Origin of the sequence: Pantoea sp. CCBC3-3-1, from assembly GCF_007981265.1 — a bacterium.
Lineage (GTDB): Bacteria > Pseudomonadota > Gammaproteobacteria > Enterobacterales > Enterobacteriaceae > Erwinia.
In genome coordinates, this window is record NZ_CP034363.1 from 2480071 (window position 1) to 2495188 (window position 15118).

Here is a 15118-nt window from a genome sequence, read left to right on the forward strand (position 1 = left end):
TTAGTTTTTACGAAACATTTTCAGCATGCGCTGAGTGACGGTGAAACCACCGAAAATATTGATGCTGGCAATCAGCACGGCGATAAACGACAGGAAGCTTACCCAGCCGCCGTGGCCAATTTGCAGTACGGCACCGACAACAATGATGCCGGAGATCGCATTCGTTACCGACATCAGCGGCGTATGCAGCGCATGGCTGACGTTCCAGACCACGTAGTAACCCACCACGCAAGAGAGTGCGAAGACGGTGAAGTGTGACAGGAAAGCAGGCGGTGCTACGTTGGCGAACCAGCCAAACAGGATGATAGCCAGGGCGAAAAGCGCATATTTGCGGAAAGGTGAAGCGGGTTTCTCTTCGACCTTATCTGCCGCTTTCGCCGCAGCTGGCGCGGCTTTTGGCGCGGCGGAGACCTGAATGGGTGGCGCAGGCCAGGTAATTTCGCCATCACGGACAACCGTTACGCCGCGAATCACCACATCTTCAAAATCGACGCTGATTTCACCGTTTTTCTCTTTGCACAGCAGCTTCAGCAGGTTGACCAGATTGGTGCCATACAGCTGAGACGACTGGGTCGGCAAACGGCTTGGCAGATCGGTATAGCCAATGATCTTCACGCCGTTGTCAGTGGTCACGATCTTGTCAGCCACCGTCAGCTCACAGTTCCCGCCGGTTTGAGCGGCCAGATCGACAACCACGCTGCCCGGTTTCATTGAAGCCACCATGTCAGCGGTGATCAGTTTCGGTGCGGGTCGGCCAGGGATCAACGCGGTGGTGACAATAATGTCCACCTCTTCCGCCTGAGCTGCAAACAGCGCCATTTCAGCTTTAATAAAGGCTTCGGACATCACTTTGGCATAGCCGTCGCCGCTGCCCGCTTCCTCTTCAAAATCGAGTTCAAGGAACTCGGCGCCCATACTCTGCACCTGTTCTTTAACTTCCGGACGGGTATCAAAGGCACGAACGATGGCGCCCAGGCTGCCGGCGGCACCAATGGCGGCCAGACCGGCTACGCCTGCGCCAATCACCATAACTTTTGCCGGAGGTACTTTGCCCGCTGCGGTAATCTGCCCGGTAAAGAAGCGGCCAAACTCATGCGCGGCCTCAACGATGGCGCGATAACCCGCGATGTTAGCCATGGAGCTGAGCGCGTCGAGCGACTGCGCGCGTGAAATACGCGGCACCGCATCCATCGACATCACGGTCACTTTGCGAGCTGCGAGCTTCTCCAGCAGTTCAGGATTCTGAGCGGGCCAGATAAAGCTCACCAACGTGCTGCCTTCACGAGCCAGCGCAATCTCTTCGTCCGTCGGCGCGTTAACTTTCATCACAATATCAGACTGCCAGACCTCAGCGCTGTCAGTCAGCGTCGCGCCAGCAGCGACATAGGCCGCATCGTCAAAGCTGGCTGCTTTGCCAGCGCCTTTTTCAATGGCCACGCTGAAGCCCAAAGCCCGCAGTTGCTCAACCGTTTTCGGCGTTGCTGCAACTCGCGCTTCGTTGGGCAACCGCTCTTTGGTTATTCCAATCAGCATATTATTCCCTTACATCAGAAGTGATAGAGATGAGTGCACACTGCCCCGAACGGATAGCCGGGGCACAGTCTGTTTCAAACTGTTTATAAACTACTGAAATTATGTCCTTCAATCCAGACGCACCTGGCCCGAATAACGGTTTTAACGGTAAAAAACTGGATACAGATGGCAAATCTACAATTTTCAGTCTTAATTTAGATGACAAACCGGCAGAATCTGCTAGCTGACACGCAGCTTAACGTTTCTGGTGCCGGTTAAAAACCGTAGATTTAACAAAGAATTAACGATATTAGTAATATTAATTACCGCTTTAAGTGTTAAGCAACGAACATGTGCTTTAATTTAACAATTTTTTAATACTCTCACGAGCGAGACTGGCTGCTGCCTGGCTGGACCGCGCAAAATGCCTGAGACAGAACGCATTATTACATGCAATAATCGGCAGCTAATCTGTTACACATCAAGAGTCCAGCACGTTTTCGTACTCATTTTTTGCGTAAGGCGAAGGATTATTTTTATGAAGCTGAAGAACACCATTCTGGCATCAGCCCTGTTGTCACTCACATCATTAACCGCGCATGCGGCACAGGAACTGACCCCGGAAAAAGCGGCATCGCTGAAACCGTTCGATCGCATTGCCGTGTCAGGCCGCTTTAATGCGCTTAACGATGCCAGCGATGCTGTGTCAAAACGTGCAGATGAACTGGGCGCCACCTCCTACTACATTCAGGGCATTAACGACACCAACGGCAACGGCGGAAACTGGCGCGTGGTTGCCGACCTTTACCGTGGCGATGCGCCTAAAGCGGTTAAAAGCACCGATCGCATCATTAACGGTGTACGTGAACTGACCAAGGCTGAAGCTTACAAGCTGGAACCTTTCGACACGGTGTCAATTAGCGGCTTTTATCACAGCCAGCCTGACGTTAACGATGCCATTACCAAACAGGCAAAAGAGAAAGGCGCGGCCTCTTTCTTTATTATTCGTCAGATTGATGCCAACAGCGGCGGCAATCAGTACATCACGGCCTATGTTTATAAAGCCGATGCGAAAGAACGTAAGGTGCAGTCACCTGACCTGATCCCGGCAGATTCACAGGCAGGAAAAGCCGCTGTCGCTGCTGGCGGTGCCGCAGCAAAAACCGTACAGATCCCTGGCGTCGCCTCCTCAGAAACGCCTAGCAACAAAGTCGGCCGTTTCTTCGAAACCCAGTCGTCTACGGGTGAACGTTACACCGTCAGAACGCCAGCGGGTAAAAGCGTGCAGGAAGTGAATGCTGTCACCGCCGCGCAAATGCAGCCTTTTGACAGCGTCACCTTTACCGGCCACTTTGGTACACCAACCGAGATCTCGGAAGCGGTTGGCCGTGCGGCGATCGATAAAGGCGCGAAGTATTATCACATCACGCGTCAGTGGTCGAATCAGAGCGGTGGTAACCTTACCGTTTCTGCGGATCTCTTTAAGTAATGTGTTACGGGAGCGACCACGTCGCTCCCTTTATTGCATAGCTTCCCGCCTTATTTTGCATATTCACTCACTTTTCGCCCGATCGCGCATTGCATCTCACCAGCCCACTCCGTAAAATCGCCGCCGGTTTCAGGAGATTCCTTCACATTTATGCGCAGCTCAGCCCATGAAATGCGATCTAATTCTCCTGCTATGGTTTTTTATTCTGTTTTTGGGATGCATTTTTGGACAAAAAATTAGGTCTTACCGCGCTGACGGCGCTGGTACTGAGTTCGATGCTGGGCGCAGGCGTATTCAGCCTGCCACAGAATATGGCGGCGGTGGCCAGCCCGGCAGCGCTGCTGATCGGCTGGGTAATCACCGGTGTCGGCATTATTATGCTGTCGCTGGCGCTGCTGCTGCTGACCCGTTTCAAACCGGAACTGGACGGCGGTATTTTTACCTATGCCCGCGCCGGATTTGGCGAGCTGGTTGGATTTTGTTCCGCCTGGGGATACTGGCTATGCGCGGTGATCGCCAATGTTTCCTATCTGGTTATTGTTTTTTCGGCGCTGAGCTTTTTTACCGATTCACCCGGCCACGTGGTGTTTGGTGACGGTAACACCTGGCAATCCGCACTGGGAGCCTCTGTGCTGCTCTGGATGGTTCACTGGCTGGTGCTGCGCGGTGTGCAAACGGCAGCCAGCATCAATCTGGTTGCCACGCTCGGCAAGCTCGTTCCACTGGGCCTGTTTATCATTCTGGCGATTGTAGCCTTTAATTTCGACCGCTTCCGCTTTGATTTTACCGGCGTTGAGCTGGGCATGCCTGTCTGGGAACAGGTGAAAAACACCATGTTGATTACGCTGTGGGTCTTTATTGGTGTAGAAGGTGCAGTGGTAGTTTCAGCCCGTGCGCGTAACAAAAAAGATGTTGGCCGGGCGACGTTGCTGGCCGTCGTTGCCGCGCTGATCGTTTACCTGCTGGTCACGCTGCTGTCACTGGGGATCGTTCCGCGCGCCGAGCTTGCCACGATGCGTAATCCTTCCATGGCGGGCTTGCTGACCAGACTAATGGGTTCCTGGGGTGACGTGGTGATTGCGGCAGGGCTGATTGTCTCTGTCAGTGGCGCTTATCTTAGCTGGACAATTATGGCTGCTGAAGTGCCGCTCCTGGCGGCACAACAGGGCGCTTTCCCCCGCTCGCTGGCAAAACAGAATGCACAGGGTGCCCCTTCCGGCTCACTGTGGCTGACCAATATTAGCGTGCAGGCTTGCCTGATTCTGATTTGGCTGACCGGCTCCGATTACAACACGCTGCTTGGCATTGCTTCCGAAATGGTGCTGGTGCCTTACCTGCTGGTTGGCGCTTATCTGTTTAAGGTGGCCCGCTCGCTGAAAAAGACCGGCGCAGTGGCTATCGCTTGTGGTGCCAGCGCTTACGGCCTGTGGCTGCTTTATGCATCCGGCCCGCTGCACCTGCTGCTTTCGGTCGTGCTGTATGCGCCTGGAATTGCGCTGTTCCTGTGGGCGCGTCGCGACGGCAGAGGAAACGCCCCGCTTTGCGCCATAGAGAAAATGGCGATGGTGCTGCTGGTAATCGGCGCAGCGCCTGCACTGTGGATGCTGGTGCGCTAAGAAACTGCTGCATATTGCCGGTTTATAATCGGCAATATGCACAGACTAGTGGGAAAATGCTGGCATATTGATCGTCAGGCGATCGTCGTGCTGCTCAAGATTGAGCGGCTTTACATATTCCTGGCGAATGGTTTCAAGCTGCTGTTCGGAAAGCGGGTAAGGCAATAAAATATCGAACTGTTCAATATGCTGTTGTTCAGCCAGCGTTATCAATCGCGCGATATTTATTTCGTCACTAACCTGGGTGGAAATAATTTGCAGAGCCAGTGCTTTCAGCCGTTCTGAAGGTGCACCAGGCAAATCCGGTGAATTTTTAGTCACCATGCCGAAGATCGGCATCACGCCATAAATTGCATCGACAAAGCTCCAGCGTTTTTTGCAGGAAGCTGAGAGAAAATCAATGTAATTCAGGCAGATATGGTCACTGTGCACCGCTGTAGCCAGCTCTTTATCAGACACCCTTTTCCCCCCTTTCTCCATTAATCGTTTCCGCTAATCGTCAGGAAACAACCCTGCGAACATAATGGCATATTTTACGCTATTTATACTATACATCGAGAGTTATTTAACATGAACTCGTAGTAGTTAGCCTGAACATTGGGTAATCTTACTTTTCATTTTCAGATAAGCCGCATTATGAACAAAATTGTATTTGTTGAAGATGACCAGGATGTGGGTGAATTGATCGCCGCCTATCTCAGTCGCCATGATATTGAGGTTATTGTTGAAAGCCGGGGCGATCGTGCCGAAGCGACAATAGCCGCTACCCTGCCAGATTTAGTTATGCTGGATATTATGCTGCCGGGAAAAGATGGCATGACGCTGTGTCGCGATTTGCGCGCCAGTTCCGCCTGGTCAGGTCCAATTGTCCTGCTAACGTCTTTGGACAGCGATATGAACCATATTCTTTCGCTGGAGATGGGTGCGAATGATTACATCCTGAAAACCACCCCACCTGCGGTATTGCTCGCGCGGCTGCGGTTGCATTTACGTCAGGCCGTTACGCAAACGCCGGACCAGCCTCCCTCCCTGACCAGCCAGAAAGCGCTGCGTTTTGGAACGTTGTTTATCGACCCGGTCAATCGTCAGATCACCCTTGCTGGCGAAGCGGTTGCCCTTTCCACGGCCGATTTTGATTTGCTGTGGGAGTTAGCGACTCATGCAGGATCGATTTTGAATCGCGATGCGCTGCTGAAAACGCTGCGTGGCGTCAGCTATGACGGTATGGATCGCAGCATTGACGTGGCGATTTCACGCTTACGCAAAAAGCTGATGGACAGCGCGACCGAGCCTTACCGTATTAAAACTATCCGTAATAAAGGGTATCTGTTTGCGCCACACGCCTGGGACGCTGAATAAATGAAGAAACTTTTCATTCAGTTTTATTTATTGCTGTTTGTCTGCTTCCTGGTGATGGCAATGCTGGTTGGGCTGGTTTATAAATTTACCGCCGAGCGGGCGGGACGCCAGTCGATGGACGACCTGATGAAAAGTTCGCTTTATTTAATGCGCAGCGAGCTGCGGGAAATCCCCCCGCGCGACTGGAATAAAACCATCGATAATCTGGAACTCAATTTATCTTTTAAGCTGCATATTGAGCCGATGAGTAATTACCAGCTTGATGCCTCTACGTTACGCCGCCTGCGCGCGGGCGAAATCGTGGCGATGGATGACGAATATACTTTTCTGCAACATATTCCGCGCAGTCACTACGTGCTGGTTGTCGGGCCTATCCCTTATTTATTCTTTTTGCATGAAATGCGCATTCTGGATATTGCGTTACTGGCGTTTATTGGCATTTCGCTGGCGTTTCCGGTCTTTATCTGGATGCGGCCGCACTGGAAAGATATGCTGCGGCTGGAATCCGCCGCACAGCGCTTTGGTCAGGGGCATCTTGACGAACGTATTCACTTTGATAACACCTCAAGCCTGCTTCGTTTAGGCGTGGCCTTTAACCAGATGGCCGACAATATCAACACGCTGGTCGCCAGCAAAAAACAGCTGATTGACGGCATTGCTCATGAATTAAGGACGCCGCTGGTTCGTCTCCGTTACCGACTGGAGATGAGTGATAATTTGGCCGGGAGCGAACGCGCTGCGTTAAACCGCGATATTGGCCAGCTGGAATCGCTGATTGAAGAATTGCTGACCTATGCACGCCTGGATCGTCCCCGCGTGGATCTGAATGTACAGTCGTTAGATCTTGCCGCCTGGCTAAGCGAAAAGCTGGAAGATATTCGTCTGGTGCATCCTGAATTTGCCATCGACCTTGATATGCCGCAGCGGGAGAATTCAGGCATGGCTGATACCCGGCTGATGGAACGCGTACTGGACAATCTGGTCAATAATGCGCTGCGTTATGCCGAACAGCGACTGCGGGTAGGCCTGTGGTTTGACGGCAACACGGCCTGTTTACAGGTGGAAGATGATGGCCCCGGCATTCCGCCAGAGGAACGTGAGCGCGTGTTTGAGCCTTTTGTCAGACTCGATCCGAGCCGCGATCGCGCGACCGGCGGCTGTGGTTTGGGACTGGCGATTGTCCACTCTATCGCTGCCGCATTTGGCGGCTATGTGCAAATTGACGCCAGCCCGTTAGGCGGCGCCAGCGTTCGCTTTTGCTGGCCGGTTAATTTATTATCTTCCTCTTCTCACCGCGCTGTCTGACAGCGCCCGACAATCAAGGATCGCTATGTCATCTGCCTACGCTAATCTGACGAAGACATTTACCCGACTCTCCCGCTTCAGTCACCTGTCGGCCATCACCGGCTGGGATATGATGACCATGATGCCACCTGCCGGCAGCAGCGCCCGCGGCGCCGCGCTGGCTGAACTGAGCGTGTTGCAGCATGAAATTCTGACGGACAAGAAGGTGGAACAGTGGTTGAAGGAAGCGTCCGACGCCTCGCTAAATGACGTGGAGCGCGCTAACCTGGCTGAAATGCACCGCGCCTGGCAGCAGGCCGCTCTGCTGCCCGCTTCGCTGGTCGAAGCCAAATCCGTTGCCGGTACGCGTTGCGAACATGCCTGGCGCCAGCAGCGTCCGGCTAACGACTGGCAGGGTTTTGCCACCAATCTGAAAGAGGTGGTCAGGCTTAGTCGCGAAGAAGCGGAAATTCGTGCTCAGGCGAACGGCTGCTCCCGCTACGACGCGCTGCTGGATATTTTTGAACCCGGCATGACCAGCGCCCGCCTGGATAAAACCTTCGGCGATATTAAAGAGTGGCTGCCTTCCCTGCTGAGCCGCATTGTTGAAAAACAGGCACGGCAGCAAGTTGAAGTACCCGTCGGGCCGTTCGCCGTTGAATCGCAAAAACAGCTCGGCCACGCGCTGATGAAGCTGCTGAACTTTGATTTTAACGCAGGCCGCCTGGACGTCAGCGCACACCCTTTCTGTGGCGGTGTTCCTGAGGATGTCCGCATTACCACGCGCTACAATGAAAACGAGTTTATCAGCGCGATGATGGGGGTGATCCATGAAACTGGCCACGCTAATTACGAGCAGAATTTGCCGAAGCAGTGGGCTGGTCAACCCGTCGCTCTGGCTCGCTCAACGGCGATTCATGAATCGCAAAGCCTGTTCTTTGAAAAACAGCTGGGACGCAGCGCCGAATTTCTCAGCCTGATCCTGCCGCAGGTCAAACAGCTGATGGGCGATCGGCCGGGGCTGGAAGAAGGTAATTTTATTGCGCTTAACCAGCGTGTTAAACCGGGTCTGATCCGCGTCGACGCAGATGAAGTCAGCTATCCTGCGCATATTATTCTGCGCTATGAGATCGAACGAGCGCTGATCGAGGGTGATATTGAGGTCGATGACATTCCTGCACTGTGGCAGGAAAAGATGCAATCTCTGCTGGGTCTGGATACCACCGGCAACTATCGCGATGGCTGCATGCAGGATATCCACTGGACGGACGGCGCTTTTGGCTATTTTCCAACCTACACGCTGGGTGCGATGTACGCCGCGCAGCTGTTCCAGAGCGTGAAAAAAGCGTTGCCACAGGTGAATGACTACCTGCGTGAAGGCAATCTGCAACCGGTATTTGACTGGCTACAGCAAAATATCTGGCAGCATGGCAGCCGTTTCAGTACCCGTACGCTGATTGAAAATGCCAGCGGTGAAGATCTCAACCCGTTGTATTTTAAACAACATCTGGAAAATCGTTATCTGAACGGTCACTGATACAGTCCCCGCCCGGCCTTTAGCTGCCGGGCGTACTCTTCCCCTTCCTACCCGCTTTGTACATTCGGTAACACAGCGATACCAATCACTCACGGAAGCGCTCATCGCAATCCCTTATATTCTCTTCACCGGCCCCGCAGTGGGCTGAACTTTGAAATAAAATAAACGAGGGTTTTGCAATGAAAAAATTATTTGCTCTGGTTGTAGCCGCTGCTATGGGTATGTCTTCAGTTGCTTTCGCTGCTGAAACCACTGCTGCTCCAGCTACCGCTCCAACGGCTTCTACAACGACTGCAGCGCCAGCTCATGATACTAAGCACGTTAAAAAGCATAAAAAAGCTGCCGCACAGAAAGCTCAGGCCGCTAAGAAACACAAGAAAGCCGCTAAGAAGCCAGTTGCTCAGAAAGCACAGGCTGCGAAAAAAGTGCACCATAAGAAAGCCGCTAAGCCAGTCGCTCAGAAAGCACAGGCTGCGAAAAAAGTGCACCATAAGAAAGCCGCTAAGCCGGTAGCTCAGAAAGCGCAGGCTGCGAAAAAAGTACACCACAAGAAAGCCGCTAAGCCAGTCGCTCAGAAAGCGCAGGCTGCGAAAAAAGTACACCACAAGAAAGCCGCTAAGCCAGTCGCTCAGAAAGCCCAGGCTGCGAAAAAAGTACACCACAAGAAAGCCGCTAAAAAAGCTTGAGACCGACGTTAAGCAGGATCGAATCCTGAAGGACTCTCACTACAACACCCGGTTTAACCGGGTGTTTTTTTCTGGAGTTGCGGATGATGGTGCGTCGCTATTTATTCGAAATTATCCTGGGTTTTATGATCCTTTGCGGCATCATTGCTGCCAGCTTCTACCTGTAGTTTCCTAGCTTGCTGATATTTCAAATTAAACTCCCTTTTTAATCACTATCCGTCTATAGTTATTGTCACCGTATGGTCGTGATAATTCCTAATAATTCTCCATGTTGAGAGAGATATGCGCCTGACAGCTGTTTTTTTAATGGGGTGTTTAGCCTTATCGTTTTATACCCATGCTGATGACGACGTTCAAAGCGAACAAGAGACGAAAACCCTGTTCTTCGGCAAAGATGACCGCAAGGCCGTGGCAGACACAACCGCCCAGCCCTGGGAAGCCATAGGTCAACTGGAAACCGCCAGCGGTAATCTGTGCACTGCCACCCTGATCTCTTCTCATCTGGCGTTAACCGCCGGACACTGCCTGCTCACGCCTCCCGGAAAAATCGACAAAGTCATTGCGCTACGCTTTATCGCTACTACGGCTGGTGACTGGCGTTATGAGATCCACGATATTGAAACCCGCGTCGATCCTGCCCTGGGGAAAAAGCTTAAAGCTGACGGCGACGGCTGGATAGTTCCTGCTTCTGCGGCACCCTACGATTATGGCCTGGTGATTTTGCATAACCCACCGTCCGGCATCACGCCGGTGCCTTTATTTGCTGGTAGCCGTGGCGATTTGACCGCTGCGTTAAAAGAGGAGCAGCGTCGGGTGACTCAGGCGGGTTATCCGCTGGATCATCTCGATACGCTCTACTCCCATTCCGATTGCCTGATTACCGGTTGGGCACAGAAAGGCGTGCTGTCTCACCAGTGCGATACGCTGCCCGGCGACAGCGGTTCTCCGCTGTTGTTGAAGGTGGATAATGCCTGGCAACTGATTGCCGTGCAAAGTTCGGCGCCTGCGCCAAAAGATCGCTACCTCGCCGACAATCGCGCCATTGCCGTAACGGCTTTCCGCGATAATCTGGAAGCGCTGGCGCAGGAGTAAACTGCGCGTCAGTTTCTGATGAGTACTTTAATAAAGAGAGGGGAGCGAATGCTCCCCTTTGACTTATTGCTCCGGATCTGGCGCGAGGAACACGGGACTGGAACAAAGACGTAAAAACAACGTCCCTTATTCCACGATCTCATCCATCGCCTGCTGAATACGCTTCTCCGAAACCGGATAAGGCGTACCGAGCTGCTGCGCGAAGTAGCTCACCCGCAACTCTTCAATCATCCAGCGAACGGCTTTGACATCCTCATCGTCCTTGCGTACCGCAGGCAGCTTATTGAACCAGCTGCTCCAGGCCTGCTGAATTTTTTCCACCTTCAGCATGCGGGCACGATCGCTGTGCGGATCGACCGGCAATTTTTCCAGCCGCCGCTCAATAGCGTGCAGATAACGCAAGGTATCCGAGAGGCGATTCCAGCCGTTTTGCGTGACAAAACCGCGATAAACCAGACCGCTCATCTGCGCCTTAATATCCGACAACGCCAGCGCCATGGTCATATCAACGCGTCCTTTCAACCGCTTATTGATATTGAAAACCGAGGTAAGAATTTGCTCCACTTTTTTAGCAATCTCAACCACGGTGTCATTCAACTCGGCGCGAACTTTATCGTGCAGCTTGTTGTAACTCTCTTCCTGCCAGGTCGGGCCACCATATTCCGCAATCAGTTTATCAATGCCGCAGGCAATACAGTCGTCGATCAGCTCCAGCACTTTGCCGTAAGGATTGAAATAAAGTCCCAGTTTGGCTTTGTTCGGCAGTTTTTCATGCAGGTATTTTACCGGCGAAGGAATATTCAGTAGCAACAGCCTGCGCTGGCCGCGCCACATCGCCTTTTGCTGCTCGTGTTGAGAGTCGAACAGGCGAATAGCCACGCTCTCTTTTTCATCCACCAGCGCAGGCCAGGCCTTCACGCTATAGTTACCGCGCTTTTGCTCAAAATGGTCTGGCAAATCGCCAAAGCTCCAGATGTGCAGCCCGCGCTGTTCCAGTCCATCGTCAGCTACCTGCGACAGCGTTTCCTGAACTTTACCTTTCAGCGCCTGCTTCAGTTGCGACAGATCGCGCCCTTCACTCAGCTTGCGGTTGTTTTCATCCACCACACGGAAAGTCATTTTCAGATGATCGGGCACCTGATCCCACTGCCAGGCCTCACGCTCTATTGTCACGCCGCTCATTCGACGGAACTCGCGCTCCAAAGCTTCCAGTAACGGCTGTTCAAGCGGCTTCACCCGGCCAAGAAACGCTTCGGCGTAGTTTGGCGCAGGCACAAAGTGACGGCGTAACGGCTTCGGCAGCGATTTAATCAGTGCAATGACCAGCTCGCGGCGCACGCCGGGGATCTGCCATTCAAAACCTTTCTCTTCGACCTGATTCAGCAGCGGCAGCGGAATATGCACCGTGACGCCATCGGCGTCGGTGCCTGGCTCAAACTGATAGCTCAGCTTTAACTTGAGATTGCCCTGCTGCCAGAAGTTCGGGTAATCCAGCTTGCTGACGTTGTCCGCGCCCTGCTTGATCAGCATCTCTTTAGCAAAGTTCAGCTGCTCCGGCTGTTCACGGCTGGCTTTTTTCCACCAGCTGTCAAAATGGCGAGCGGAAATCACATCATGCGGGATGCGCTGGTCGTAAAAACTGAACAGCGTTTCTTCATCAACCAGAATGTCGCGACGGCGTGATTTATGCTCCAGTTCTTCTACTTCTTCCCGCAATTTCAGGTTGGCGCGGAAGAAAGCGTGACGCGTTTGCCAGTCGCCTTCCACCAGCGCATGCCGGATGAAAAGTTCACGCGACAGTACGGGATCGATCTGACCGTAATTGACCTTACGTGCCGCAACAATCGGCAGGCCGTATAACGTGACTTTTTCGCTGGCCATCACTGCGCCCTGAGCTTTTTCCCAGTGCGGCTCGCTGTAGCTGCGCTTGATCAGATGCTGGGCGACCGGCTCAATCCATTCGGGTTCAATGCGCGCGGCAATGCGTCCCCAAAGGCGGCTGGTTTCCACCAGCGCCGCCACCATCGTCCATTTCGGCGGTTTTTTAAACAGCCCTGAACCAGGAAAAATGGAGAAACGGGCATTACGCGCGCCGGTATATTCCTGTTTATCCGTGTCTTTCTGTCCAATATGGGAAAGTAAACCGGTCAGTAACGCAGTATGGACGCCACGGAAGTCCGCCGGTTCGCTGTTCAGCGGAATACCCTGCTCGCGAACAACCTGACGCAGCTGAGTATAAATATCCTGCCATTCACGCACGCGTAAATAGTTCAGATAATCGGTCTTGCAGAGGCGACGGAACTGGCTGGATGACAGCGCTTTCTGCTGCTCTTGCAGGTAGTCCCACAAATTAACGAACGACAGAAAATCGGAGTCTTTGTCGGCAAAACGTCGGTGTTTCTCGTCAGAAGCCTGCTGTTTTTCAACCGGGCGCTCGCGCGGATCCTGAATAGAAAGCGCAGCGGTGATAATCATCACTTCACGCGTACAGGCATATTTCTGCGCTTCAAGCACCATTTTCGCCAGGCGAGGATCGACCGGCAGCTGGGCCAGCGTGCGGCCGGAAGGGGTGAGTTTATAGTGCTGATTATCCAGCGTAATCGCGCCCAGTTCCTCTAACAGCTTGACCCCATCCTGGATATTGCGTTTGTCAGGCGCCTCCACAAAAGGAAAGGCACCGATATCCCCGAGCCCCAGTGCGGTCATTTGCAGAATGACCGATGCCAGGTTGGTACGCAAAATTTCCGGATCGGTAAACGCCGGACGACTCAAAAAATCATCTTCCGAATAGAGACGGATACAGATCCCTTCCGAAACGCGTCCACAGCGGCCTTTACGCTGATTGGCCGACGCCTGAGAAACCGGCTCAATCGGCAACCGCTGTACCTTGGTGCGGAAGCTGTAACGACTGATGCGCGCCGTACCGGGATCGATAACATATTTAATACCGGGAACGGTCAGCGAGGTTTCTGCAACGTTGGTCGCCAGTACGATACGGCGGCCCGTGTGCGACTGGAATACCCGGTTCTGTTCAGCATTCGATAAGCGTGCATACAGCGGCAGGATTTCCGTATGCGGTAAATCGCGACGGTTCAGCGCATCGGCGGTATCACGGATCTCCCGCTCGCCGCTCATAAAGATCAGGATATCGCCACGGCTTTCCTGGCCCAGTTCATCTACCGCGTCAAAAATGGCCTGTAGCTGATCGCGCTCGGTATCGTCCGCATCTTCAACAACGGGACGATAGCGCACCTCAACCGGATAAGTCCGGCCTGATACTTCAATTACCGGCGCATTATGGAAGTGACGCGAGAAACGCTGCGGATCGATGGTGGCTGAGGTAATAATAATTTTCAAATCAGGACGACGCGGCAGCAGCTCGCGCAGATAGCCCAGCAGGAAGTCGATGTTCAGGCTGCGCTCGTGCGCCTCATCAATGATGATGGTGTCGTACTGCAACAGCAGCCGATCCTGCTGGATTTCCGCCAGCAAAATCCCGTCGGTCATTAACTTGACCTGAGTGGTTTCACTGACCTGATCGTTAAAACGTACCTTGTAACCAATGCAGCCGCCGAGCGATGTTTCCAGCTCGTCAGCAATGCGATCCGCAACGGTCCTGGCCGCAAGACGGCGCGGCTGGGTGTGGCCAATCAGGCCGGTGATGCCACGGCCCAGCTCCAGACAGATTTTAGGTAGCTGAGTGGTTTTACCTGAGCCGGTTTCACCCGCGACTATCACTACCTGGTGATCGCGTATCGCCTCGGCAATCTCCTGCTTTTTCTGGCTAACCGGCAGGTTTTCCGGATAACGGATAGCGGGCGTCGCCGCTTTACGCTGTGCAACGCGCTGCTCCGCTATGCTAATGTCCCCGCTAAGCTCTTCAGCAATCGCCTGCTGTGCGGCGGGATTTTTGACTTTTTTTGCCCCGAACAGGCGTTTTTGCAGACGCTGACGATCGCGCAGCATCAGCGCATCGAGGCGAGGTTGCAGCGCCGTCAGCGGCGATTGGGGTAGATCAGACATAAAGTATCAGGCTCGCTAATTGCCAGCAGGCTGGCCAATGAATGCAGATGAAAAAAATTTTGCGTAGTGTAGCACATGCCCAGGCCAGTCTGAGGCTAAAGCAAAATTGCTGGCAGGTGAATGGGAAAATGAATCTGTGAAAAAGTTACTCTTGACCTTTATGATATTCAACCAGCTTTAAGTTGGTGGGAAAAACTATGGTTATGGATAGCAGGCGAACTCTCAAACCAAAGTGAGATAAATAAAGCCCTGTGCTCAGGTCTTTTTTATCAAAAAGATTAATCACCGATCCCGTAAGCGATAACTTTTCGTTACGTCTACTGCATAACTAATTTTGCAGTTTAACTATTTCTCTTTTCGCTGGCTCGCAATGAGCTTCTTTAAATTCAATACCCATTGCTTTGCGTCCCTGCCTCACCGCCGCTTTAGCGATAGAACCAGATCCCTTGAAGAAATCCGCAATCACATCACATTTTCGGCTATGGATCGTGATGACATCTTCCAAAAACTCATTAGGTTT

11 protein-coding genes are annotated in these 15118 nt (G+C 52.9%); 7 read left to right on the plus strand and 4 right to left on the minus strand.

The annotated features are described in order from the left end of the window. The gene (gene pntA / locus EHV07_RS11555; RefSeq protein WP_147198045.1) at positions 1–1533 is read right to left on the minus strand and encodes a Re/Si-specific NAD(P)(+) transhydrogenase subunit alpha; all 1533 of its coding nucleotides are present in this window, start codon (positions 1531–1533) and stop codon (positions 1–3) included. 517 nt (positions 1534–2050) lie between these two features. On the opposite strand from pntA, the gene ydgH reads away from it, so the two are divergent. Together ydgH and EHV07_RS11565 are read left to right on the plus strand one after the other, a co-directional pair. Beyond that, positions 2051–3001, plus strand: coding sequence for a DUF1471 family protein YdgH (gene ydgH / locus EHV07_RS11560; protein WP_147198047.1), 951 nt, complete (start codon positions 2051–2053; stop codon positions 2999–3001). A gap of 224 nt (positions 3002–3225) precedes the next feature. Continuing rightward, on the plus strand, positions 3226–4617 hold the full coding sequence (locus tag EHV07_RS11565; RefSeq protein ID WP_147198049.1) for an amino acid permease: 1392 nt from the start codon (positions 3226–3228) through the stop codon (positions 4615–4617). 45 nt (positions 4618–4662) lie between these two features. On the opposite strand, the gene EHV07_RS11570 is transcribed toward EHV07_RS11565, so the two are convergent. After that, the gene (locus tag EHV07_RS11570) at positions 4663–5097 is read right to left on the minus strand and encodes a hypothetical protein (RefSeq protein ID WP_174822360.1); all 435 of its coding nucleotides are present in this window, start codon (positions 5095–5097) and stop codon (positions 4663–4665) included. Positions 5098–5253: 156 nt separating this feature from the next. Here EHV07_RS11570 and rstA point away from each other — a divergent pair, with 156 nt between their 5' ends. From rstA to EHV07_RS11595, 5 genes are all read left to right on the plus strand, one after another. Continuing rightward, positions 5254–5976 (plus strand): two-component system response regulator RstA, encoded by a 723-nt coding sequence (gene rstA / locus EHV07_RS11575; protein WP_147198053.1) that lies wholly within the window; start codon positions 5254–5256, stop codon positions 5974–5976. After that, a complete protein-coding gene (rstB, locus tag EHV07_RS11580; protein WP_147198055.1) occupies positions 5977–7281 on the plus strand; it encodes a two-component system sensor histidine kinase RstB in 1305 nt (434 codons plus the stop codon). A gap of 25 nt (positions 7282–7306) precedes the next feature. Beyond that, complete coding sequence (locus EHV07_RS11585; protein WP_147198057.1) at positions 7307–8797, plus strand: carboxypeptidase M32; 1491 nt, start codon at positions 7307–7309, stop codon at positions 8795–8797. 179 nt (positions 8798–8976) lie between these two features. Next, the gene (gene asr / locus EHV07_RS11590) at positions 8977–9483 is read left to right on the plus strand and encodes an acid resistance repetitive basic protein Asr (RefSeq protein ID WP_147198059.1); all 507 of its coding nucleotides are present in this window, start codon (positions 8977–8979) and stop codon (positions 9481–9483) included. Positions 9484–9765: 282 nt separating this feature from the next. Continuing rightward, positions 9766–10575 carry a serine protease gene (locus EHV07_RS11595; protein ID WP_147198060.1) on the plus strand — a complete coding sequence of 270 codons (810 nt, stop codon included), beginning with the start codon at positions 9766–9768 and terminating at the stop codon, positions 10573–10575. Between the two features lie 126 nt (positions 10576–10701). Here EHV07_RS11595 and hrpA read toward each other — a convergent pair whose 3' ends face one another. Together hrpA and EHV07_RS11605 are read right to left on the minus strand one after the other, a co-directional pair. Continuing rightward, on the minus strand, positions 10702–14598 hold the full coding sequence (gene hrpA / locus EHV07_RS11600; RefSeq protein WP_147198062.1) for an ATP-dependent RNA helicase HrpA: 3897 nt from the start codon (positions 14596–14598) through the stop codon (positions 10702–10704). A 328-nt stretch (positions 14599–14926) separates the two neighbouring features. After that, positions 14927–15103 (minus strand): DNA methyltransferase, encoded by a 177-nt coding sequence (locus tag EHV07_RS11605; protein WP_168199619.1) that lies wholly within the window; start codon positions 15101–15103, stop codon positions 14927–14929. Between the last annotated feature and the right edge of the window lie 15 nt (positions 15104–15118).